This is a genomic window from Mucilaginibacter paludis DSM 18603, from assembly GCF_000166195.2.
Lineage (GTDB): Bacteria > Bacteroidota > Bacteroidia > Sphingobacteriales > Sphingobacteriaceae > Mucilaginibacter > Mucilaginibacter paludis.
Map to the genome: position 1 here is coordinate 7,449,019 of NZ_CM001403.1, position 23,954 is coordinate 7,472,972.

Annotated in this window: 22 protein-coding genes; 12 read left to right on the forward strand and 10 right to left on the reverse strand. The window is 46.1% G+C overall.

Going from position 1 to position 23,954, the window contains the following annotated elements:
* The first annotated feature begins 191 nt into the window (after positions 1 to 191).
* The 10 genes from MUCPA_RS31650 to MUCPA_RS31695 all read left to right on the forward strand — a co-directional run bounded on the left by MUCPA_RS31650 (position 192) and on the right by MUCPA_RS31695 (position 12,960).
* The gene (locus MUCPA_RS31650) at positions 192 to 1,649 is read left to right on the forward strand and encodes a CoA-acylating methylmalonate-semialdehyde dehydrogenase (RefSeq protein ID WP_008512190.1); all 1,458 of its coding nucleotides are present in this window, start codon (positions 192 to 194) and stop codon (positions 1,647 to 1,649) included.
* 122 nt (positions 1,650 to 1,771) lie between these two features.
* On the forward strand, positions 1,772 to 3,124 hold the full coding sequence (locus MUCPA_RS31655; RefSeq protein WP_008512192.1) for an aminotransferase class III-fold pyridoxal phosphate-dependent enzyme: 1,353 nt from the start codon (positions 1,772 to 1,774) through the stop codon (positions 3,122 to 3,124).
* 21 nt (positions 3,125 to 3,145) lie between these two features.
* Entirely contained in the window at positions 3,146 to 4,669 is a 1,524-nt protein-coding gene (locus tag MUCPA_RS31660; protein ID WP_008512194.1) for an NCS1 family nucleobase:cation symporter-1, read from the forward strand.
* Entirely contained in the window at positions 4,632 to 6,035 is a 1,404-nt protein-coding gene (hydA, locus tag MUCPA_RS31665) for a dihydropyrimidinase (RefSeq protein ID WP_217220354.1), read from the forward strand. The genes MUCPA_RS31660 and hydA overlap by 38 nt, the downstream gene beginning before the upstream one ends.
* A gap of 489 nt (positions 6,036 to 6,524) precedes the next feature.
* On the forward strand, positions 6,525 to 7,391 hold the full coding sequence (locus MUCPA_RS31670) for a nitrilase-related carbon-nitrogen hydrolase (protein WP_008512197.1): 867 nt from the start codon (positions 6,525 to 6,527) through the stop codon (positions 7,389 to 7,391).
* A gap of 18 nt (positions 7,392 to 7,409) precedes the next feature.
* The gene (locus tag MUCPA_RS31675) at positions 7,410 to 8,753 is read left to right on the forward strand and encodes an NAD(P)-dependent oxidoreductase (RefSeq protein WP_008512199.1); all 1,344 of its coding nucleotides are present in this window, start codon (positions 7,410 to 7,412) and stop codon (positions 8,751 to 8,753) included.
* A gap of 270 nt (positions 8,754 to 9,023) precedes the next feature.
* Positions 9,024 to 10,292, forward strand: coding sequence for an NAD-dependent dihydropyrimidine dehydrogenase subunit PreA (gene preA, locus MUCPA_RS31680; RefSeq protein ID WP_008512200.1), 1,269 nt, complete (start codon positions 9,024 to 9,026; stop codon positions 10,290 to 10,292).
* Between the two features lie 276 nt (positions 10,293 to 10,568).
* Positions 10,569 to 10,901: a hypothetical protein gene (locus MUCPA_RS31685; RefSeq protein ID WP_008512201.1), complete on the forward strand. Its 333-nt coding sequence runs from the start codon at positions 10,569 to 10,571 to the stop codon at positions 10,899 to 10,901.
* Positions 10,902 to 11,318: 417 nt separating this feature from the next.
* Positions 11,319 to 12,020, forward strand: coding sequence for an LOG family protein (locus MUCPA_RS31690; protein ID WP_008512202.1), 702 nt, complete (start codon positions 11,319 to 11,321; stop codon positions 12,018 to 12,020).
* A 76-nt stretch (positions 12,021 to 12,096) separates the two neighbouring features.
* The gene (locus MUCPA_RS31695; RefSeq protein ID WP_008512203.1) at positions 12,097 to 12,960 is read left to right on the forward strand and encodes an AMP nucleosidase; all 864 of its coding nucleotides are present in this window, start codon (positions 12,097 to 12,099) and stop codon (positions 12,958 to 12,960) included.
* A 101-nt stretch (positions 12,961 to 13,061) separates the two neighbouring features.
* Here the strand turns inward: MUCPA_RS31695 and ade are convergent, their stop codons facing one another.
* From ade to allB, 7 genes are all read right to left on the reverse strand, one after another.
* Positions 13,062 to 14,687 carry an adenine deaminase gene (gene ade / locus MUCPA_RS31700; protein ID WP_008512204.1) on the reverse strand — a complete coding sequence of 542 codons (1,626 nt, stop codon included), beginning with the start codon at positions 14,685 to 14,687 and terminating at the stop codon, positions 13,062 to 13,064.
* Positions 14,688 to 14,766: 79 nt separating this feature from the next.
* On the reverse strand, positions 14,767 to 16,194 hold the full coding sequence (locus MUCPA_RS31705) for a DUF6986 family protein (protein ID WP_008512205.1): 1,428 nt from the start codon (positions 16,192 to 16,194) through the stop codon (positions 14,767 to 14,769).
* 27 nt (positions 16,195 to 16,221) lie between these two features.
* Positions 16,222 to 16,560 (reverse strand): hydroxyisourate hydrolase, encoded by a 339-nt coding sequence (gene uraH / locus MUCPA_RS31710; protein ID WP_008512206.1) that lies wholly within the window; start codon positions 16,558 to 16,560, stop codon positions 16,222 to 16,224.
* The gene (gene uraD / locus MUCPA_RS31715) at positions 16,557 to 17,060 is read right to left on the reverse strand and encodes a 2-oxo-4-hydroxy-4-carboxy-5-ureidoimidazoline decarboxylase (RefSeq protein ID WP_008512207.1); all 504 of its coding nucleotides are present in this window, start codon (positions 17,058 to 17,060) and stop codon (positions 16,557 to 16,559) included. Before uraD ends, uraH begins: the two co-directional genes overlap by 4 nt.
* Before the next feature lie 7 nt (positions 17,061 to 17,067).
* Positions 17,068 to 17,814 (reverse strand): (S)-ureidoglycine aminohydrolase, encoded by a 747-nt coding sequence (allE, locus tag MUCPA_RS31720; RefSeq protein WP_008512209.1) that lies wholly within the window; start codon positions 17,812 to 17,814, stop codon positions 17,068 to 17,070.
* A 93-nt stretch (positions 17,815 to 17,907) separates the two neighbouring features.
* Positions 17,908 to 19,152 (reverse strand): allantoate amidohydrolase, encoded by a 1,245-nt coding sequence (locus MUCPA_RS31725; RefSeq protein ID WP_008512211.1) that lies wholly within the window; start codon positions 19,150 to 19,152, stop codon positions 17,908 to 17,910.
* A complete protein-coding gene (allB, locus tag MUCPA_RS31730) occupies positions 19,145 to 20,482 on the reverse strand; it encodes an allantoinase AllB (protein ID WP_008512213.1) in 1,338 nt (445 codons plus the stop codon). The genes MUCPA_RS31725 and allB overlap by 8 nt, the downstream gene beginning before the upstream one ends.
* Before the next feature lie 98 nt (positions 20,483 to 20,580).
* On the opposite strand from allB, the gene pucL reads away from it, so the two are divergent.
* Both pucL and MUCPA_RS31740 read left to right on the forward strand, forming a co-directional pair.
* The gene (gene pucL / locus MUCPA_RS31735; protein ID WP_008512215.1) at positions 20,581 to 21,438 is read left to right on the forward strand and encodes a factor-independent urate hydroxylase; all 858 of its coding nucleotides are present in this window, start codon (positions 20,581 to 20,583) and stop codon (positions 21,436 to 21,438) included.
* 31 nt (positions 21,439 to 21,469) lie between these two features.
* On the forward strand, positions 21,470 to 21,751 hold the full coding sequence (locus tag MUCPA_RS31740) for a DUF6881 domain-containing protein (RefSeq protein ID WP_008512217.1): 282 nt from the start codon (positions 21,470 to 21,472) through the stop codon (positions 21,749 to 21,751).
* A 3-nt stretch (positions 21,752 to 21,754) separates the two neighbouring features.
* Here the strand turns inward: MUCPA_RS31740 and MUCPA_RS31745 are convergent, their stop codons facing one another.
* Genes MUCPA_RS31745 through ureG form a run of 3 tightly spaced genes read right to left on the reverse strand, consistent with a single transcriptional unit; the run spans position 21,755 to position 23,938 of the window.
* Complete coding sequence (locus MUCPA_RS31745) at positions 21,755 to 22,456, reverse strand: hypothetical protein (protein ID WP_008512219.1); 702 nt, start codon at positions 22,454 to 22,456, stop codon at positions 21,755 to 21,757.
* Positions 22,446 to 23,249, reverse strand: coding sequence for an urease accessory protein UreD (locus MUCPA_RS31750; RefSeq protein ID WP_008512222.1), 804 nt, complete (start codon positions 23,247 to 23,249; stop codon positions 22,446 to 22,448). The genes MUCPA_RS31745 and MUCPA_RS31750 overlap by 11 nt, the downstream gene beginning before the upstream one ends.
* Complete coding sequence (ureG, locus tag MUCPA_RS31755) at positions 23,246 to 23,938, reverse strand: urease accessory protein UreG (RefSeq protein ID WP_008512223.1); 693 nt, start codon at positions 23,936 to 23,938, stop codon at positions 23,246 to 23,248. Before ureG ends, MUCPA_RS31750 begins: the two co-directional genes overlap by 4 nt.
* Positions 23,939 to 23,954 lie beyond the last annotated feature (16 nt).

The following is a 23,954-nucleotide window of genomic DNA, read 5'->3' on the forward strand; positions in this document are numbered from 1 at the left end:
TCAACGCTAAGCCTTTTATCGTAAAATCTGTACCCCTTTCCTTTTGAAATCTTAATTGCAATTTTTGCAGAAAATGTCAATTAAATTGCATATTTCGCTTTTTTGTTGTATGTTTAAATCTTTATTGGCGATTTAATCTTCCTTGAAAATTGTTAGAGAATATTGCCAGTTACATTTATAAATTATACTCAATGAAGTACGGTGCTGTTAAAAATTACATCAACGGTCGGTTTTTAGATGCGCAAACCAGTAATTACCTGTATGTAGTATCTCCTGTTGATGGATCGTTATTATCCCAGGTTCCGCTCTCGGCTGCTGCTGATCTGGATTTGGCAGTTCAATCTGCAAAAGCGGCTTTCAAATCATGGTCAAACACGCCAATTAAGGAAAGGGTGCAGGTGTTCTTCAGATACAAATATCTGTTGCATCAGCACCTGGACGAACTCTCGAAACTCATAGTTGAAGAGAACGGTAAAACCTATACCGAGGCTGTTGCCGAAATTGAAAAGGCTATTGAGCTAACCGAGTTTGCCTGCTCGTTACCACAATTAATTGCCGGCGAATTATTGGAAGTAAGTAAGGGAATAGAATGCCGCACCGAATACGTACCCCTGGGTGTTGTGGCATCCATCGTACCGTTTAATTTCCCGAGCATGGTACCCAACTGGACCATCCCCAATGCTATTGCACTGGGTAATTGCATGATCATGAAGCCATCCGAAAAGGTGCCTTTGAGTGTTGGCCGCATAGCTGAGCTGTTAAAAGAAGCCGGTTTGCCCGATGGCGTATTCAATGTGGTGCACGGCGATAGCCAGATAGTAGAAGCAATTTGCGATCATCCGGGTATCGAGGCTGTATCCTTTGTCGGTTCAACCAAGGTTGCCAAAATAGTTTATCGCCGGGCTACCTATAATTATAAACGCTGTTTGGCTTTGGGTGGCGCAAAAAACCACCTGTTGGTATTACCCGATGCTATACCCGCGATGACGGCTGCTAATATTACGGCCTCTATGAGTGGTTGCGGCGGGCAGCGTTGTATGGCGGCATCAGCCATGGTAGCGGTAGGCGATGTTAACCATATTGTAGATAAAATAGTAGAAGAGGCAAAGAAAGTTGTGCCCGGCGATAACCTGGGTGCGGTAATCAGCAAGCAGTCTAAAGAAAACATTGAACGTTACATTGCCAGCGCCGAGCGGCAGGGAGCCAAAATATTGGTAGATGGCCGTAATATTACGGTGACAGGCAAAGAGGGGGGCTTTTACGTAGGCCCAACAGTAATTGATTATGTTACGCCTGATATGGATGTAGCGCGCGAAGAGATTTTTGGTCCGGTGATCAGTATTATGCGGGCCAATACACTTGATGAAGCTTTGGCCATTGAAAATGCAAACCCTTACGGCAACGCGGCGGCGGTGTTCACACAGAACGGGGGCGCGGCAAGGCATGTGATTAACAATGCCAGCGCAGGGATGATCGGGGTAAACGTTGGTGTACCCGTACCCCGCGAGCCTTTCTCGTTTGGCGGCTGGAACGAAAGTAAGTTTGGCGTAGGCGATATCACCGGTAAAAGCTCCATCGAGTTTTGGACCAAGCTAAAGAAAACCACCACCAAATGGAACCCGGAGGCGGGCGTTAACTGGATGAGTTAGAGCCCCCCGGCCCCCTGAAGGGGGAGGAAATGGGCAAGCGGAATATCAAGGAATGATCAAATAGAATAATTAATTAATTTAATATAAACTTTTATTCCCCCTTTAGGGGGTTAGGGGGCCATATGCTAACAGAAACATTAACCGAAACAGAAGAGATCATCCGTAACAGTATGGATTATACCCTGTTTTCATGGAGCAAACAAAAAGGAATTAACCCCATCGCGGTTAAATATGCGCAGGGGGTTTATTTATATGATTACGAAGACAAGCGTTACCTCGATTTTTCATCGGGCTTAATGAATGTCAATATCGGCCACGGCAACCCGCGTGTGGCGCAGGCGGTAATGGAGCAAATGCAGCAGGTAAGTTATGTAACACCCAGTTGCGTTACCAAAGCACGCGGCGAACTGGGTAAAAAATTGGCCGAGATTACTCCCGGTAATTTAACCAAAACTTTGTTTACGGTATGCGGCGCTACCGCTATCGAAAACGCTATCAAGCTGGCCCGCATTTATACAGGCCGGCATAAAATCATCACCCGCTACAGGGCTTTTCACGGCTCGTCCTACGGTGCCATGACTGCCGGTGGCGATCCGCGTAAGCTGGCGTCCGATTCGCAACAGGCACCCAACTTTGTACACGTGGAAGACCCCTATTGCTACCGTTGCCCCTGGGGAAAAGAAATCCACTCGTGTAACCGCGAATGTGTGAGCCATATTGAAAGGGTAATTGAATTTGAGGGCCCCGAAACCGTAGCCGCTATTTTAATGGAGGGCGAAAGCGGTACATCCGGATGTATCAAATACCCACCCGATTATTTGCAAAAGCTGCGCGCCTTATGCGATAAGCATGGTATTTTGTTAATTGCCGACGAAGTAATGAGCGGCTTTGGCCGTACCGGCAAATGGTTTGGTGTGGATAATCATGGTGGTGTAGTGCCCGATATGATAGCTACCGCCAAAGGCATCACCGCAGGGTATTTGCCCTTAGGCGCTTTGATTGTGACGGATAAAATTGCTGAGGCATTTAACGATAAGCCTTTGATGCTGGGCTTAACCTATTCGGCCCACCCGGTAACCTGCGCGGCGGGAGTGGAAGTGCTCAAAATTTACGAGGATGAACATTTGATTGAAAACGCCGCCGCCATGGGGCGATATATTGATGAGCAGGTTGCCGAAATGGAGAAACACCATCCAAGCATAGGCGATTTTAGGAACACCGGTTTATTAGGCTGTATCGAGTTGGTTAAAAACAGAAATACCAAGGAGCCCATGGCACCGTACAATGCCAAACCTGACGAAATGGTGGTGATGAATAAGGTAGCCGCTAAAATTAAGGAACTGGGCATGTACGCTTTTGTGCGCTGGAACTATATTTTTATTGCGCCGCCGCTTTCCATCACCAAAGAACAGGTTGACGAAGGGCTGGCTATCATTTCGCAAGCCATTTCTATTGCCGATGAATTTGTATATTGAATTTTTTAGCTAAATTTAAATATGCAGGATACATCTACCACGCCTACCGATGCCAGAGATTCGCAATTATTTAGCGATGACCTTGCGGCTATACCATTAAACCAGCGTACCTGGGGTACGTGGAACTATGCCGCCTTGTGGATCAGTATGAGTTTATGTATCCCTACGTATATGCTGGCCAGCTCGCTGATAGAAGGGGGGATGAACTGGTGGCAATCCATTTTAACTATCCTGCTTGGTAATACCATCGTATTGATCCCCATGATTTTGAATGGCCGCGCCGGAGCTAAATATGGTATCCCTTTCCCGGTATTTGCCAGGGCGAGCTTTGGCGTAACGGGGGCCAACATCCCGGCCATGTTAAGAGCCATTATAGCCTGTGGCTGGTTTGGCATCCAAACCTGGATAGGGGGCTATGCCTTGTACCAGATGGTTAAATTGTGGGTTCCTTCGGTAGATGCGCTTCCGCAAGTGTTCCCCGCATCATGGTCGTTACAAACCGGCCCCGCTATTTTGTTTCTGTTGTTCTGGTTGTTAAATATGTATGTGGTTTATTTAGGTGTTGATAGCATTAAAAAGCTGCTGGTATTCAAGGCTTTCTTTTTACCGGCGGCGGCCCTGGCGCTTTTATTCTGGGCTATTTCGGCAGGGCATGGTTTAGGCCCTATATTGGCGCAGCCATCCAAATTTAAATCGGTTTCGCAGTTTTGGGCGTTCTTTTTTCCTTCCCTTACGGGGATGGTAGGCTTCTGGGCTACGCTGTCGCTCAACATTCCCGATTTTACACGGTACGCTATAAGCCAGCGCGCGCAGGTAATGGGCCAGGCCATTGGCTTACCTACCTCCATGACGCTGTTCTCGTTCATCGGTGTGGTAGTAACCTCGGCAACCTTTATCATCTACGGCAAAACCATTTGGGATCCGGTGGCCTTGGCGGGAAGGTTTGATAGCAAAGTATTGGTAAGCATAGCCATGATAGCGGTAGCGCTGTCAACATTGGCTACCAATATCGCCGCTAACATTGTAAGCCCCGCTAACGATTTTGCCAATCTTTCACCACAAAAAATCAATTTTAAAACCGGTGGCTATATTACAGGGCTTATCGGTATACTCATCTTCCCCTGGAAGCTGATTGCCGATCCGTCTGGCTATATTTTTACCTGGCTCGTAGGTTACTCCGGCTTGCTTGGCCCAATAGGCGGCATCATGATAGCCGATTACTATTTTATCCGCAGGCAGCAACTCCAGTTAAATGAGCTTTATAGCTTTAAAGGCCGTTACACCTTTGGCAACGGGTTTAATAATGCAGCTATTATAGCGCTTATATTAGGTATATTGCCCAATGTTCCCGGCTTTTTAACCACCATAGGGGTTATAGCGCAAGGTGCAGTTTGGCCATGGCTGGTTTATTTATACAACTATGCCTGGTTTGTGGGTTTCTTTATTTCAGGATTATCGTACCTTGTTATGATGCAAAAACAAAAAATTACAGTGAACGAATACATGAATGTTGAGGAAGGAGGATACCATGTCGGTATTAATTAAAAACGGCAGGGTAATTACTGCCGGTAACGATTGTATAGCGGATATTTATATTGAAGGCGAAGTGATTAAAGCCATAGGCCAAAATTTACAGGTAAAGGCCGAAAAGGAAATTGACGCCGCAGGTATGCTGGTTTTTCCGGGAGGTATTGATCCGCATGTACACCTGGCTATGCCGTTTATGGGTACTTTCTCCAGCGATGATTATGAAACCGGTACCAGGGCGGCCTTATACGGCGGCACAACAACCGTGATTGATTTTGTGCTGCAAACCCAGGGAGATAGCCTGAAAGCCGCTTTAACCGACTGGCAATCACGTGCCACAGGAACCGCCGTTGGCGATTATAGCTTCCACATGGCCGTTACCGATTTTAACGAAAATACAAAGGCCGAGATCAAACAAATGATTGAAGAGGAGGGGATATCATCCTTCAAAACATTTATGGCTTATAAAGGTGCACTGATGATTGATGACCGTCAGATGTTTGGTTTAATGAGTGAAGTGAAAAAGCAGGGAGGGATGGTGACCACACATGCCACTAACGGAGATGTAATAGATTTCCTGGTAGCTAAGCATCGTGCGGAGGGCAAGCTATCCCCCCTGTATCACTACCTTTCGCAACCCGAAGTTACCGAGGCCGAAGCCTCCAACCGTTTCGCACAAATGGCTGGTTATACCGGTTGCCCTGCGTACATTGTGCATTTAACCTGCGAGGGGGCTTTAAATGCGGTGCGTGATGCAGGCCGGAGAAACTACCAGGTTTTTGCCGAAACCTGTATCCAATACCTTATTTTGGATGCTTCCCTATATGAAAATGATTTTGAAGGTGCCAAATGGGTGATGAGTCCGCCCTTGCGGGAGAAGAAGGATCAGGCTGCGCTGTGGGCTGGTATTAATCAGGGTTTGTTGCAGATTGTAGCTACCGACCATTGCCCTTTTATGTGGGAGCAAAAACTGATGGGCAAAAACGATTTTTCTAAAATACCCAATGGCCACCCGGCCATCGAGAACCGCATCGAACTGTTATACTCGGAAGGTGTGGCCAAAGGGAAGATCAGCCTGAATAAGTTTGTAGAGGTTTCGAGCACCAACGCCGCAAAAATATTCGGAATGTTTCCGCGCAAAGGAACAATAGCGGTAGGTAGCGATGCCGACATCGTGATATTTGATCCGAATGGTAAACACACCCTATCAGCCGCTACCCATCACATGAATGTTGATTATTCGGGCTATGAAGGCTGGGAGGTGAGCGGCAAGGTTAAAACCGTGTTGCTGAGGGGCAAGGTTGCCATTGATGGTGACGAATGCCTTGTAGAAAAAGGCAACGGCCAGTTCATCAAGCGGAGCAAGGTATCCAATATAGTGTGATGCTTTAAGAACCAGGGTTAAAGAAAAAGCGGGGCCCACGTGCGATTTCCCTCTCGAGAGGGGCGGAGGGGTGTGTTTCGTGAAGCGACAAGCCTAAAGTAGATGCAAATTCGTCGCCCGTAGAACACACCCCCTGCCACAACACCGCCCGGCCCGCCCCCTCTCAAGAGGGGAGTTAAAAAAAAAAGCTGCGGCCAGCGTGCGATTCCCCTCTCGAGAGGGGCGGAGGGGTGTGTCTCATCAAGCGACAGGTATCAAGTAGATGCAAATTTGTCGCCCGTAGAACACACCCCAGCCACAACACCGCCCGGCCCGCCCCCTCTCAAGAGGGGAGTTAGGAAAAAAGCGGCGGCCAGCGCGACGGAGGGGTGTGTTTCATCAAGCGACAGGTATCAAATAAATACAAATTAGTCGCCCGTAGAACACCCCCCTGCCACAACATAGCCTGGCCCGGAGTTAAAAAAACGTTATCAAAATAAAAATACATACATGCCAAGAATTATTAAATCGGGCCTGATACAGATGAGTTTGCCCAAAACGGAGGGCGAGGGCACCATCAGCCAAATTATGGATGCTATGGTGCAAAAGCACATTCCTTATATTGAGGAAGCCGGTAGGCAGGGAGTACAGATCCTGTGCCTGCAGGAGATATTTTCTACCCCTTACTTTTGCCCCGGGCAGGATGCCAAATGGTATGCCTCGGCAGAATCCGTTCCGGGGCCAACTACAGATCTGATGGCCGGGTATGCCAAAAAATATAACATGGTGATCATTGTCCCCATTTACGAAAAGGAACAGCCCGGTGTTTTATATAACACAGCCGCTGTAATTGATGCCGATGGCACCTATTTGGGCAAATACCGTAAAAACCATATTCCTCATACCAATGGTTTTTGGGAGAAATTCTTTTTTAAACCTGGCAATATGGGGTACCCGGTTTTCCAAACCAAATACGCAAAGGTTGGCGTTTATATTTGTTACGACAGGCATTTCCCCGATGGGGCGCGCTGCCTCGGACTTAATGGTGCCGAAATAGTTTATAACCCCTCAGCAACGGTGGCCGGGCTTTCGCAATATTTGTGGAAGCTTGAGCAGCCTGCGCACGCGGTGGCTAACGGTTATTTTATGGGCTGCATTAACCGTGTGGGCGAAGAAAAGCCCTGGAACCTGGGCCGTTTTTACGGATCATCCTACTTTGTTGACCCACGCGGGCAAATCATCGCCGAGGCCTCTGAAAATGAGGATGAACTACTGATATCGGAATTTGACCTGGATATGATTGATGAGGTGCGCAGCACCTGGCAGTTTTTCCGTGATCGCCGGCCTGAAACTTATGGTCAAATTGTAGCACTTTAAACCTCCTGATTTTAAAATATGGCAATTACAAATTTCAGGTTAACTACCGGTCAGTACGAAGAAAACTTCGCGGATATCCATCCGCCCTTTGAAAACCTTACAGCCGCATTGGTTGAGGCTAACCGTTGTATATTTTGTTACGATGCGCCTTGCATGAAATCGTGCCCAACCAGCATCGACGTGCCCAAGTTTATCAAACAAATTGCAACTGAAAACATCAAAGGCTCAGCCCATACTATCTTCTCCTCAAATATTATGGGAGGTGGCTGCTCCAAAGTTTGCCCGGTTGAAAAATTATGCGAAGGCGCCTGTGTATATAACCTGATGGAAGAAGAACCCATCCAGATAGCCCGCCTGCAACGCTTCTCGACCGAGAAGGCTATCCAGGAAAAATGGCCTTTATTCACCCGCAAACCTTCTAACGGCAAAAGGGTAGCGGTTATTGGAGCTGGTCCTGCCGGGCTATCCTGTGCCCATGTTTTATCCCGTGAGGGTATCGATGTGACCATCTACGAAAAAGAAGCCAAAGGCGGCGGATTAATGACTTATGGCATAGCTGCCTATAAAGTTACCGACCAGTTTTGTGAAGACGAGGTGAACTATGTTTTATCCTTAGGAGGTATCGAAATTAAATATAACCAGGAATTGGGTAGAGATATTCACCTTGCCGATTTGCAAAACCAATACGATGCCGTATATATCGGTATCGGTGTTGGGCTGGCCCGTCAGCTTGGTATTCCGGGCGAAGAACTGGAAGGCGTGGTTGATGCCATCAGCTTTATTTACGACATCCGTAGCAAGGATTTCAGCGAGGTTAGGGTAGGTGAGAACGTTGCCGTAATAGGCATGGGTATGACCGCTATTGATGCCGCAACCCAGGCTAAGCGTTTGGGGGCCAAACAGGTAACCATGGTATACAGGCGTACCCAGGCCGAGATGCCATGTACACAAGTTGAGCTGGATATTGCCAAACTGGACGGCTGTAACATTATTTGGCTGGCTGCCCCACAACAAATTATAGGTGAGGATGGTAAAGTGACCCAGCTGGTTTGCAGTAATATGGTTTTGGGTGAACCCGATGCAAGTGGAAGGCGATCACCGGTTGAAACCGGCGAAACAACCATCCTTGATGTGGACATGGTGATTAAAGCCGCCGGGCAAATGCCTTTCGAGGCTTTAGTATCAGGCATCAACCTCCAAAACCAATACGGAAAAATAGTAACCGCCGCGAACGGCGTAACCAGCATAGCCGGTGTTTTTGCCGGTGGCGATTGCGTAAACGGAGGACGAGAAGTAGTAGATGCCGTACAAGCCGGAAAAGACGGCGCGGCAGGGATTTTGAATTTTTTGTCGGTTAGTTAGTGGTTATTTTGGTTATTGGGTTATGAAGTTAGTGGTTATTGGGTTATTAGGTTACTGAGTTATTTTGTTAAGTTAGTGAATTACGCGGGTTGCTAACTTAACAAAATAGATTAATAAACACAGGTAACCAATAACTTATCAACTATTGGTTAATCAATAACTGAATAACCAGTAACTCAATAACAAATGACTTACCAATCCCACCACCAAATAACTAAATAACCACTACTAACCCATTAACCAATAACCCAATAACGAATAACCAACAACATGGCAGATATATCATCAGATTTTTTAGGAATTAAATCGCCAAACCCGTTTTGGTTGGCGAGTGCCCCCCCAACGGATAAAAAGATCAACGTGTTACGCGCTTTTGAAGCCGGATGGGGCGGTGTGGTATGGAAAACACTGGGTACGCAGGTAAAAAACGTATCGTCGAGATATTCGGCGGTTGATTATCATGGCAGCAGGGTGATGGGGTTCAATAATATTGAACTGATATCCGACAGGCCCCTGGCCATCAATCTGACGGAAATTAAAGAAGTACTCAAAGAGTTTCCGGATAGGGCCATGGTCGTATCCTTAATGGCTGATAACACCCGCGAAAGTTGGCACGAATTAATTAAACAGGTACAGGATACAGGCGCTCATGGCCTTGAGCTCAACTTTGGCTGCCCGCATGGAATGACGGAGCGGGGCATGGGAGCGGCAGTTGGCCAGGACCCGGAAATTGCCCGCATGGTGGTAGAGTGGGTAATGGAAGTTGCCCAGATCCCGGTAATTACCAAGTTAACGCCTAACGTTCACTCGGTGGTGCCAACGGGTTTAGCTTCGGTATTGGGTGGCACCAATGCGCTTTCGCTGATCAATACGATACAATCCGTAACCGGTATCGATCTGGATACCTTAATTCCCAACCCTAATGTGGGGGGGAAATCGGCATTCGGTGGATATTGCGGACCGGCAGTAAAGCCTATCGCTTTGAAGATGCTGACTACCATTAGTCAGAACGAAATTACCCGGCGGGTACCCGTATCCGGCATAGGTGGCATCAGCACCTGGAAAGATGCCGTTGAATTTATGTTGCTCGGCGCATCCAACGTGCAGGTGTGCACTGCCGTTATGAAGCACGGTTTCCGCATTATTGAGGATCTGTGCGAGGGTTTGAGTTACTGGATGGACGATAAAGGTTTCAACACGCTGAACGATTTTATAGGTAAGTCTATACCGGCCATGTCTAACTGGGAAGATCTGGATATCAATTACCATGTAATAGCCAATATTAACCAGGATAAATGTGTGCATTGCGGTTTATGCTATATCGCCTGCGAGGATACATCACATCAATCCATCGCCCTCGATTATGGTAAGCCCTATAACAAGTACACCATTAAAGAAGAGGAGTGCGTAGGCTGCAATTTATGTAACCTGGTTTGCCCTGTTGACGATTGTATAACCATGGTAGAGCACCGAAAAGGTGATGAGTATATCAACTGGAAAGATTATCAGCGCCTTGGGTTACCGCTCAACGATCATTGATTTAAAAAGCAAAATTTAACTTTTTTAGGCCTTATAAAGTATTTTTTATTGGTAATTTTATGTAAAAAAGCAAAAATATCCTTTTTATGTTAAATAATTGTAAATAAATTAATTCATCTTCTTGGTTTTGTGAAAGTAAAGTTCTAAATTTAAGGGTTGTGTATAAAAAAACTGCGTAAAAGATCCGGTTAAACCGTCTTCCAAATAGTTTCAGAGTTAATTAACGAGAGCTCATTATAAAAGCCCTGAATTTTTTTAAATTTTACTGTTAGTACTATGCATCCTGAAGTTGAAGCCGTAATTAAATTTCCAGTAGAAGGTTACCTGGAGCCCAATGAACTTGCTCAGCATAATGCCGAGAAGCTGATTAACCACATCACCAAAAAAGGTTTATACCAAACCAACATGTTAAATAAAACGTGGACGGGTGGTTTGAGTATCTATTTAACCATTGCCGATTGGCAATTCCACATGCAGGCTAATAACGAGGGGCGGATAGTTTACATTCTTTTTAAGGGGCAGGAAAAGCTGGACTGCGGCAGCGTGTTTTACGAAGAGTATTCGTACATCCTTTCGCATTATTTAAACGCCATTAAGTTTAGCGCGTAGGGTGGGGGGATGAGTAAGATCAAGGGCAACATTATATAAGATCGTTATTATAAGGAACGAAGCAATCTCTATGCTTACAGGGCGAAATTATAGAGCAGCTACGCCTATTAGAATTAGCAGTAACCGCTACATTAAACGCAGGCTAAAAACCGTCGTCATTGCGAGGTACGAAGCAATCTCATGCTATACAGGGCGAATCTGCAGAGCCACTCTGCCTATGTAGAGATTGCTTCGTACCTCGCAATGACGAGTGGTGAGGTATTGGTCGCGATCAAGTTTTTCATGGTTTTCATACCAGGTTTAACCCGGTAAATCGAGACAAACAATTAACATAAACGGAACAATAGTTTCAACAATAAAGTATACCATTACACAACAGCTTACAGAGTACTATGCTGTTTGTACCAAAACGAAGGAATGAAAGAAGATAAGATACGCAGTGCATTTGAAAACAAAAATTGGCATCAGATTAAGGTTACCGACTCATGGCAGATTTTCAAGATTATGGCTGAGTTTGTAGACGGATTTGAAAAATTAGCTAAAATAGGGCCCTGTGTTTCCATTTTTGGTTCGGCGCGTACAGCAAGGGAGCACCGGTACTATGTATTAACAGAACAGGTAGCTGCATTATTAACCAAACAGGGCTACGGCGTGATATCGGGCGGAGGGCCGGGTATTATGGAAGCTGCAAATAAAGGCGCGTTTGAAGCCGGCGGAAAATCGGTAGGCCTGGGGATTGAACTCCCCTTTGAAGCCTTTGACAATAAATACATCGACCGCGACAAGCTACTGGAGTTTAAATACTTTTTTGTGCGCAAGGTAATGTTTATGAAGTATGCACAAGGTTTCATTGTAATGCCGGGTGGTTTTGGTACGCTCGACGAGTTTTTTGAAGCGGTTACGCTGATCCAAACCGGTAAAATTGCTCGGTTCCCGATTGTGTTGGTTGGGTCGGATTATTGGAGCGGTTTGATTGAATGGGCAAAGGATAAAATGCTGTCGGGAGGCAATATCAAAGCAGAAGATTTAAACTTGTTTCGTTTAGTTGATACTGCCGAAGATGCTGTTAATCATATTGTTAAATTTTATGAGAAGTATGTTATTAAGCCGAATTTTTGATCGGAAAAATTATTTAGAAAGGAGGCGTTGCTTTTTAGGCAGCGGATAAATTATGGATTTATTAAACAGAGAAAACATGAACGAGGAAAAGGATGTTAAGAAAGATCCTGCCATTGTTGAGCGTTCAAAAAAAATTAAAGAGGTACAAAGCCCCATCAGGGCGGGCCTGAAAACCAAAGACGCCATTGTGGTGAACTGGCTGCCGCGCTACACCGGCAGGCCGCTGGATGATTTTACACCCTACATCATCCTGACCAATTTTTCGGGATATTTACAGCTGTTTTCCAAATGGCATGATGATGCACCCATTATTGGCCTGGATAAACCGATGCAAAGCGTATCCGCCAACGGTATTACCATTATCAATTTTGGTATGGGCAGTGCGCTGGCAGCCACCGTTATGGATCTGCTGACGGCTATACACCCTAAAGCCGTTGTTTTTTTGGGCAAATGCGGCGGTTTAAAGAAGAATAATAATGTTGGCGACCTTATACTGCCCATAGCGGCGATACGCGGCGAGGGGGCTTCAAACGACTATATGCCGCCCGAAGTTCCAGCGTTGCCTTCCTTTGCTTTGCAAAAGGCGATATCAACCACCATCCGCGAGCATGACCGCGACTACTGGACCGGCACCTGCTACACCACCAACCGCCGGGTTTGGGAGCATGATAAAAAGTTTAAAAAGTATTTGAAATCCCTCCGGGCTATGGCCATCGATATGGAAACGGCCACTATTTTTACCACCGGCTTTGCCAATAAAATCCCCACCGGGGCATTGTTGCTCGTGTCAGATCAGCCGATGATCCCCGAAGGGGTGAAGACTGCCGAAAGCGACTCAAAGGTTACCGAGCGGTATGTGGAAACTCATTTAAGGGTGGGGATAGAATCGCTTAAGCAATTGATTAATAATGGTCTTACGGTAAAGCACTTGAAGTTTTAGAGCCCTAGCCCCCTGAAGGGGGAACGAAAATTTACGAATTTTGAATTAGGACTTACGATTTACCTGATAAGAAGATTGTTAATCTTAATTCGTTAACGTAATCAAATTAGCTTAAACTCGTTACCATCAAAGAGGCCTTTATCGCTCAATTTTAAATGAGGGATCACCAGCAGGGCCATGAAGGATAACGTCATGAAGGGAGCGGAGAGCGCTGAGCCGAGTTTTTTGGCTTTGGCATCGATATCGGTATAAGCTTTGGCAACCTCGTAACCGTCCTGATCGCTCATTAAGCCTGCAACAGGCAGGGGCAGAATAGTTTCTTCGTTTTTGCTTACACAGCTGATGCCGCCACGGGCTTTGATAATCAAATTTACCGCTCTGCAAATACTTTCATCGTCAACGCCCACAACTACGATGTTATGGCTGTCGTGCGCTACGGATGAAGCGATTGCGCCTTCGGTTAAGCCGAAATTTTTGATGAACGCTTTAGCGATGGGCGCATGATGATAACGGTTTACAACGGCAATCTTCAGGATGTCATCCTTTAAATCCGGTTTTAGTATTCCATCTTCGGGCTTGAGTGCAACCATCAATTTATTGGTGATCAATTGCCCGTCAATCGCTTCAATTACAGGAGTTAGTCCATCAAATTTATCCTCGTGGAAATAAATAAAATCTTCCGGAATTTTTTCGATACAATCAAAATTGTTGTTCATTCCGGCGGATGCCCCGCTGATTTTTGATTGGCCTTCATCGGCTACCAGTACGCCGTTGATATAGGTTTGGAGTACTTCAAAGCGGCTCAGGTTCTTCACCAAAATAAAATCGGCGTCATCTCCAACCTGCAATAGTCCTATGTTTAATTTGTAATGCTCTACGGGGTTAATACAGGCCGCCTGGAGGATTTTAAATACATCAATGCCTCTATGTGAGGCTCGACTGCAAAGTTCGTTTATATGACTTGCTACGAGGCTGTCGGGGTGCTTGTCGTCGCTACAGAACATGATATGCTCTGAATGATCGTGTAAAAGGTCGGCCAGGGCATCGAAGTTTTTGGCTGCGCTCCCTTCGCGGATCAATATTTTCATGCCGTGGCTTAATTTATCCAAAGCCTCCTCTTGGGTAAAACATTCGTGGTCGGTACTGATGCCTGCCTCAATGTATTGCCTGGCCTGTTCGCCTCGTAAACCCGGCGCATGGCCGTCAACAGGTTTCCCTGCGTCCAGAGCGCTTTTAATTTTGGCCATTACCTCCGGGTCATTATTTAACACGCCCGGAAAATTCATCATCTCCGTAAGGTATTTAATCTCGTCGCGCTTTAAAAGTGCTGCTACATCACCGGCACTGATGTTTGCCCCGGCAGTTTCAAAAGTTGTAGCCGGCACGCAACTCGGCGCGCCGAAATTAAATTTGAAGGGTACGGTTTTGCCGTTCTCAATCATATACTCTACACCCGCCAGTCCGCACACGTTGGCAATCTCATGCGGGTCGCTCACGGTGCCTACGGTACCATGCACAACGGCCAGGCGCGCAAATTCTGCAGGTATCAGCATCGAGCTTTCAATGTGCACATGCGCGTCTATAAAGCCCGGCATCATGTATGCCAGCGAGTTTTCGTTATCTACTTCAACCTTTACTACAGATACTATCTTTCCATCGGCAATGGCGACCGTAGCGGGATAAATATCCCTGTTTTTAATATCGACGAGCTTCGCGGTTATCTGCATGATGGGGTAAAGGTAAAAAGGTTGATTCTTTGTTTGCAATTTTTTTAAGCCCTCCCTTCCGGGGAGGGTTTGGGTGGGGCTATTTCCTTCTGCCTTCCAAAATTCTGAAGAACGACCGGCTTCGTATCTCGTCCAGAGTAAGGCCTGTTGCCAGCGCTTCTTCTTCGGTAATGGCACCGCAGTTCATGGCCTTTAAAAAGAAGTTGAGCAGCCCCTGCCCGGTTGCGGCATCGTCAAAAATATCTCCCGTGAGGGTTGATATGGCCGCTCTTTCTACAAAGGTTTTCAGGCGGTAAACGGCATCTTCGTAGCTACTTAAAAAGAAGTTATAGGTAGCCGCGTAACGCATCGGCAGTTGCGCCGGGTTCAGGTCCCAGCCCTGGTACATGCCATTGATCAGCGAGTGCGTAGTATGTGTAAAGCCAATTTTCCAGGCATGGTGTACGGCCTCGCGGTTTTCTTTCAGTTGCTCAAAGCTCAGATCGTCGCCCCGGTGCGGGCCTATGGGGATCACATTGGTTGCGCCGTCGGATAAAAATATGCCTGTCCCTCCGAGGGCTACCTTGGTCATGTGGTGGGCGAAATCGCAAACGGAATGCGCCATGGTTTGATACTTTGCGGTAATTCCGCAAGAGGCAGTATAGTCGTAAGTGCCAAAATGAGCAGCTATGCAGCGGCCCTCGCTGGCTTTAATAATCCGGAATAAAGGGTTACGGCCTTCGTCGTCCATTACAATCTGGGTGGCCTCAACCATGGTTTCCATTTTGAGGTATCCGGCAGGCAGGTTATTCGCCTTCTCGATGATCTCAAACAAATTCACCAAAGTGATCACCTGCTCGGGGATGGTAACCTTAGGCAGCATCACCACAAAGTTTTCGGGCAGTTTGCCTTGCGTTTGCTCAAACAGGGTAGACAAAAAAATGTCGAGTGTACGTACGCCACGAGCTTTTAAATCTTCGGTAAATGGTTTGATGCGGATGCCGATAAAGGGCGATATGGTGCCGTTTTGCATACCCAAAGCCAGCTCATGGGCGGCATTTACCGCAGTAGCATCTTCCTCATCGTCGGGGCGGTTGCCAAAGCCATCTTCAAAATCTATCCTGAAATCCTCAACTGCTTCGGTTTGTAGTTTTTTTACAATTTTGTTGTAAACCGAATAAGCCAGCCAGGCGCTTTCTTCTTTTCTTTCGGCCTCGGTCATGCTGTCCAGTTGATGTGTGAGCCTGGCGATATCACTTTCCAGGTGGGGCAGGTGCTTGTGTCCGTCTAATTGCAATACCCTGGCCAATACTACAAAGTTGGGCGCATAAGTTTGCAGGTTCTTCAGGGCAATTTCGCCCATCCTCACTGTGGTATCCGATTTGAAAAGGTTGGCCCCGCCGTAAACGGTATGTACCGCTTGCCGGTCGGGTTTATCACCCGGATACTTTTTTTGGAATGCGATGTTGGCAGTCCCCAATTGGTTTAATAAGTCGTTTTTTTCAGTGTCGTTGATGCTGAATTTCATTTGATCTGAATTGAGTTCAGGCTCCCTTCAGGAACCTCTGTAAGTTGAATACCCAAATGGGTTTAACAATAATGGTACATGGTAGTGCTCGTTAGTACTGATGTTAAAAACAATGTCTACCCAAGGGTAAAAGGCAGTTATGCCGAGTGTTTCAAAGTAAGGATGAACCTCAAAGTGCATTTTATAAATGCCAATGGGCAATACTGTTTCTTTATCCAACAGGTTAGCTATGCGGCCATCGGCGTTGGTTGTGCCTTCTGCCAGTTTGATCCATTCTGCGCCATGCTGCTGGTGCAACGATATGGCTACGCCTTGTGCGGGTTTGCCAAGGGTGGTATCTAAAATATGCGTGGTGATCTGGCTCATGCAAATAATTTTTCTAATCGGATCCGGGTTATTTTGGCTTGTTCGCCTGCGGCAATTTTGATTTCCCTGGCGGGATCATTAGGCAAGCGTGCGTCTAACAAATCCAGCATTTGTGCGGCTGATTTTCCAGTGGCGCAAACAATAAAAATATAGCCGAATTTTTGTTCGTATTCGGCATTTCCTTTGGCCAACGCTACAAGCACATCATCCGGAGCCGCGTTTACACCCGATTGCTCGTTTGATGCCCAGCTGGCTGTACTGGCAAATTTTTCTTTTAAAGCGTTTACATCGCCAATTTTAGGGTGATGGGTAAATGCCTCCAGCCAATCTTTTTCGGTACACTGCTGCCATTTTTCGTCGGCGTATGCCAGTAGCTCAACCAGGCCTTTTACCGGGAGGGTAGTCATCATTAAGTTGACCCAGGTAGTTGAACCGCAGCATTTAAATAGAGCTTCATGCTTCTCCGCGTCGTTCAGCTGGTTAAAATTTGCAATGGTCATGGTTTGCTTAAATGGTTGTTGGAAAGCGGTTTACGTTTTTGTAGTAAATGTATACTGCAGGTTCTTTACCCATGGCGGTAAACCATTGCTGGCAATAGGGCGCCATCCATATCGAGTCGCCTTTTTTAATCGGGTACCATTCGTGGTCGAGCATGTAAATGCCTTGTCCTTGTAAATACAGCAGTCCGTGCTCCATGATATGAGTTTCAACCATAGGCAGGTTGCCGCCGGTTTGGTAGGTGAAGATGTTAACTGCCATATCGAAACCCAGGTCGGCCGGAAGTAATACCTGGATCCGCAGTGCCTCATCATTCATGTAAATGGGGCCTTCAATATCGGCGGCATCGCCAAAATAAACAGGCGGAACATCGTAGCCCTCGAGCTTTTGATAAACCTTATGAAAGGTGAGCAGCTGGGTACCTTCGCTTATCTCATCAAAAGCGTATTCTTTACCGATAGGGATATAAACAAACTGCCCTTTGGTTAAGGTTTTGCTCAGTGTGCCTATGTTGGCCTTGCAGCTCCCCTCAACAACGTAAAAAAATATTTGCGAAGCGGTAGTTACTCCTTTAAGCTTACAGTCGGCAGCCGCTGTAATTAAAGTTTGGCAAAGGTTTGCGCCCATTTGCTCATTGATGATGACGTTTACGGTGCAGTTTTCCCAACCCGGAACGTTGCTGTTAATATATCCATCGGGAGCGATAACGGCGTGGTTGCGTTTTACCACCGACCGGGTTAATGCTGATATTTCCATTCTATTGACCACTGATTGATTGATTGATTGATTGATTGATTGATTGATTTGAGCTTTGATTTTTTATGTTAATAGCTCGGCCATACTATATTGCTAATGATATTGATCTATTAATGTTTTGATAAACTTTTCTGATACCTGTATCGCGGCGGCAACATCCTGAATTTCGGCATCTTCGAGCGGGTTGTGGCTGATGCCTTTATAGCATCGCACAAACAACATACTCACCGGCGAAACCTGCGATATGGGTACGGCATCATGCCCGGCGCCGCTCACCAGCTCTACCAATTCAATCCCGGAATTTAAAATTGAATTTCTTAAGTTATTGTTTAGGTTGTCATCGCAAGTACTTGAATTTGAATGTTGTATTAAATTGAATACTGTCACTGTGTCATGCTTTTTAGCGATTTCTTCCGCAAACTTATTGATATACTGGTAGGCTTTTTCGAGCATGGATCCATCTGCGCTGCGCAAATCCAGGCTGCAAACCACCTTCCCCGGAATTACATTACTGGCCGAATTAATCACCTCCAGTTTACCAACTGTGGCTACCATATTGGTTTTATTTGCCAGGGCATATTGCTGCACCATCAGCACAAATTCGGCCGCTGCACATAGCGCATCTTTGCGCATATCCATCGGTACTGTTCCGGCATGCCCGGCCATTCCGGTAAAGGTTATTTCAACCCGCTTTTGCCCGGCTATGGCGGTAACTATGGCTACCGGGATATTGCGCTCATACAGCACCGGCCCCTGCTCAATATGGATCTCGTAATAGCCCAGCCAATTTTGCGGCGCTATGGCATCATGGCTTAATAAATTAATAGCTCCCCCCATGCCGGTAATTACCGAACTTAAGGTATTGCCTGCGTGGTCTGTTTTGTTGAGTAAGCTGGTATCAAAAGCGCCGGTAACCACTTTACTGCCCAAATAGGTGGTATGGAAGCGCACGCCTTCTTCGTCGCTGAAAGCGATCAGCTCGATATGGAAAGGTAGGCTAACTCTGTTTTCTACCAATTGCTCCAACAGATCAAGGCCCATCAAAACACCTAAAGGCCCATCAAACTTACCGGCGTTAACAACCGTATCGATATGTGATGCGATAACGAAGGTTTTAGCATCGGGGTTTGAGCTTATGATGCGTCCGCGTACGTTACCGATGTTATCAATGCGGGTGTCCAGGCCAGCTTGCTGCATCCATAAAAATACCTGCCTGCTTCCCTGCAAAAAAGCTTCGGTGCCAAATGTCCGGGTGATACCTTGTTCATGCTCACTGATAGCCGCTAACTGGTTTATCCTGGCAAAAACTTGATCCGCTCTTTTCAAATAATTATCCATTGCCTAAAATTACCTTACCCTGGTTAAGTGCAATAAAATTGCCGCCATTAAAAACAAGAGTGCCCGCAATATACGTTTGTTCTATCTTGCCGTATAGTTGCTGGCCCAAATAAGGGCTTACTTTGTGTTTGTGCTGTATCATGGCTTCGGTTAATATAAAGGTTTCTTCAGCATCCCATACAATCAGGTCGGCATCATAACCTTTGGCTATTTTACCTTTGGTTCCGCTTTTGCCAATTAATTTTGCTGGTTCTTTAGCAAGCCATTTGGCCATGTCGGTAACGGTGCAGTTTCGCGCTTTGGCTGCCGTCCATAATACCGGCAGGGCAAATTGGAGGGACGATATGCCTCCCCAGGCTTTGGTGAAATCGCCGCTCTGTAGTTGTTTTAAGTCGGGCGGGGCCGGAGAATGGTCGGTAGCTACAAAGTCGATGATGCCGCTTTTTAGCGCCTCCCAAAGTAAATTGTTATTGGCTTGCTCGCGGATGGGCGGCGCGCACTTAAATTGAGTTTGCCCGTTCTGAATATCTTCGGCATTAAAATAGAGGTAATGCTGGCCGGTTTCAACGGTGAGCGGTAAACCTTTTTGTTTGGCTTGCGCGATCTGATCGATGGAGTTAGCTGACGATAAGTGTACGATATGTACCCGGCAGCGATATTCTTCACACAGGGCAATCATTAAGCTGATAGCCTGGTCTTCCCAGTATTTTGGGCGGGATGCCAGGTAGTGGGCGTAGGATACGGGATCCTGATCCTTTACCTTAAAATCATCCGTTAACTCGCAATGAACCAGGAGTGGTAAATTATATTTGGCGATGATGGGCATAGCCTTACGGAGGTCGGCCTCGGTAGCGTTCGGAAAATCATCTATCCCCGAATGGGTTAAAAAAGCTTTGAAACCCAATACACCCATTTTAATCAGTGGTTCTATTTCGTTGGTATTGCCGGGCACTACGCCTCCCCAGAAACCGCAGTTGGTATGTAGCTGCCCTTTAGTGGCGGCCAATTTTGCTTTAAAGGCCGATACGCTGGTGGTAACCGGTGCCGAGTTGAGCGGCATGTCTACCAGGGTAGTCAAACCTCCGGCAATGGCCGCTTTGGTGGCGGTATTAAATCCTTCCCAGTCGGTGCGGCCGGGTTCGTTGATGTGGATGTGCGGATCGACCACGCCGGCCATTACTATTTTATCGCCAACGTCTTCTACCGTGCAGTTAACTATGGCGTTGAAAGGGAGTACGTCAATGATGAGTCCATTCTCAATCAAAATCAGCCCTTTAGCTATACCATCAGGCAGTATGATGTTTGTAGATTTGATTGCGAATAAGCTCATTTTCTGTAAAAAAGGTTTTAAATTATGTGTTTTACTGCAAAAATAGTTTAGAATTTTCTAAATTGGGAATCTTTTAACAATAATCAAAACTAATTGCAATGAATATCAAATTAGGAAAAAACGCCTACGGAAAAAGGGCGGTAAACTTATCTAAAATTATCCGCCACGCCGATCACCACGAATTCAGGCAGATTTCGGTAAGCTCGGCCCTGGAAGGCGATTTTGAAACCGCGCATACGATGGGCGATAACTCCAAAATTTTAGCTACAGATACTCAGAAAAATACCGTTTACATTTTAGCCAGGGAGCATTTTAATAAAGGGATTGAGGATTTTGGCCTGTATTTATCCAACTTTTTTTTAAGTAATAATCCGCAGGTATCTAAAGTTAATATCGGTATTGAAGAACATTTGTACGCCCGTATGGCATTTGATGGCACCGTTCACCCGCATGCCTACGTAAGCAGCGGGAACGAGAAACATACAACCACCATTGTTCAGGATAAGGATAGCGTGACTATTACCGCGGGTATCAAGGATCTGTTGATACTGAAAACCACTGATTCGGCCTTTACAGGATATATCCAGGAGCCTTATACGATATTGAAAGAAACTACCGACAGGATACTCGCCACCAAATGCGAGGCGACCTGGACCTATAACTCTGTAAATATCGACTTTACCGCCATCTTTGAGCAGATCCGCAACACGCTTTTAAAAACTTTCGCTTTTCATAAAAGCCTTTCGGTACAGCAAACGCTGTATGCTATGGGGGAAGCGGTTTTGCAGGTTTACCCTGAAGTTGAAGAGATCAGTTTGGTTATGCCGAACAAGCACCATATCCCCTATAACATGGAACCGTTTGGGTTAGATAATACGAATGAGATTTTTATTGCGACTGATGAGCCGTTTGGTTATATTACTGGTACGGTTGTGAGGGAGCAGGATTCTGTTTAAACTAATAACATTTAATTAAGCAGGGTAGCTTATGAAATATATCAAGGTACAATGGATTCACAATTTTGAAGATGAGCCCGATTGGTGGTATCATGAAATCGGGGAAGATGGTTTTGAAACCAGAAAACTAATGATCTATAAAAATGGGACTGTGGAAATTGTTTCGAAAAATATGCAAACGGGCGATATCGAATTATCCGATCAGGAATTTTTATCAGTGGAAGAAATTAACCAAAATCCAGAATTTGTTGGAGGTGAGATTTCTGCAGAAGAGTTTCAAAGTATTTGGAATAATTATGTGCAGTTAAGCTAAATTTTACCATCCTAAAAATACCATTCCGCAGCCGCATATCAAAATGGTGAGTCCCCCCAGGGCATGTACATAACGTTCAATTTTGCTTGTTTTAAAATACGAGATACCATACAGGCTTAAAACAACCATAGCTACCATAGTTAAAACCGTGGCGATGACGTAGGCTATAACCAACGCCGTGATAGCGAATACCGAATTTTTTGCTGCCGGATAGGAGAGCAGCGGGATCATGGGTTCGCTTGGACCCATCGCGAAGATGAAAAACATGACCCAGGGTGTAACCGGGTATCGATCTTTGGGTGATACCGTTTCGCCGTTTTTGTGCTCAAATACATACATGGAACCATCATCATTCATATCAAAATGTTTGTGCGGGCGATTGAGTTTGGCATGGTAAAAACCCCAGATGGTATAACCTAATCCAAATAAAAGTAAGGCCCATGCAGCGTAACCGCCACGGATATTTTCGAGCCAGCTTAGGCGGGATAGGGACCAGCCTACGGCAATGCCAACCAGGCCTAAAATTACCGAGCTCCCTACGTGGCCTATGCCGCAAACCATAGTCCATAACACGGTGCGGCCAACCGACCAACCTCTTGATTTTGACAGCGCGACAAAGGGGAGATAATGATCGGGCCCGCTAAAGGTATGCAGGCAACTAATAGTTATAGCACTAAATATCAGTAAGCTTAATTCACTGTGCATAAGCCTTTAATGTTGCTTTTGTTGAAGTTTTTATTTCTGCAATTTTATGGAGGCAATGATGTAACTGCTCGCCTTGATAACCCAATATTCTAACCAAAAATCCGTTTTTAGGCGTTGTAGTTACTGCATAAGTTAGGTTAGTTTGGGTACTTAAAAATTCATTTACGCTTTGTTTTAAGGCTTTAACATCAGCGCCCCCATCCAGGTAAATTAAGCTGGCCTGGTGGGTATAGTTTTCTAACTGACCAATGGCATTGATATTGATTTGCGCAGGCTTGATCATCAGGTTTTCTTTGATGATGAGCTTGCCGTGCAGGTAGATCTCCGTCAGGTTATGGTACTTTGAAAACAGAAAAACTTCGCCGTTCATTTTTCTGCCGCAGGTTAATACCTCGCCCCATATCAGGCTGCAATCATCCGAAAGAAATATTTTGTTTTTGGATACAAAGTCTGAGCTTTCATGCGGAACAGTGGGATGGGGCAGGTAACAAAACGACGATCCCTGATCCATTACAATTTCCAGCTGCTGCGAGGCATTTCCCTTCATGCTGAACAGGCGTTGATAGGATTGGGTTGACAGCCGGAGAGAGCAACCCGCGTCCAGTTCAACCCGCATCCGGTATTCGTCGCCATCCAGTACTCCCGGCGACGAGCTCATGAGCATCAGTTGCAAGGTGGGGCTTTTTTTATCCTCGCGGATGTCGGCTATTTTAAACGGAGGGGTATAATACACTTTTTTGAGGTAGGTAATACCATCGCGCAATTTGGTTTCTATATGCAGGTTGGCAATCATCTCCACAAAGCAGGTTCGGCATTTTCTTCAAGCAAGCCATATTTTTGTATCCAGCCTATTACGGTATCCAAACCTTCCAGGCTCATTAAATTCGTGAATACAAAGGGGGCACCCTTGCGCATTAAGCGGGCATCGCGCTCCATTACCTTCAGGTCGGCATTCACATACGGGGCCAGGTCAATTTTATTGATCACCAGTAAATCGCTTCGTGTAATGCCTGGGCCACCCTTGCGGGGTATTTTATCGCCCTCGGCCACATCAATCACAAAAATGGTAATATCGGCCAGGTCGGGGCTAAAGGTAGCCGATAAATTATCGCCGCCGCTTTCAATAAAAATGATCTGCACATCCGGAATCCTCGCCGCCATCTCGTCAACTGCTTCCAAATTCATGCTGGCATCTTCGCGGATAGCCGTATGCGGGCAGCCTCCCGTTTCCACGCCAATGATGCGTTCGGGGGCAAGCAAGCTGTTTTGGGTTAAAAACTCCGCATCTTCTTTGGTATAAATATCATTGGTAATTACCGCCAGGCTATAATCGCCAGCCATGCGGCGCGATAGCCTTTCTATTAAAGCCGTTTTGCCAGATCCTACGGGGCCTGCCACACCTATTTTGATGTAGGAGCGACCCGAGCCCCCCCCGCCCCCTGAAGGGGGAGCTTTATCTGTATAGTTATGTTCGTTTATCATAGCATTCTATTAGCAA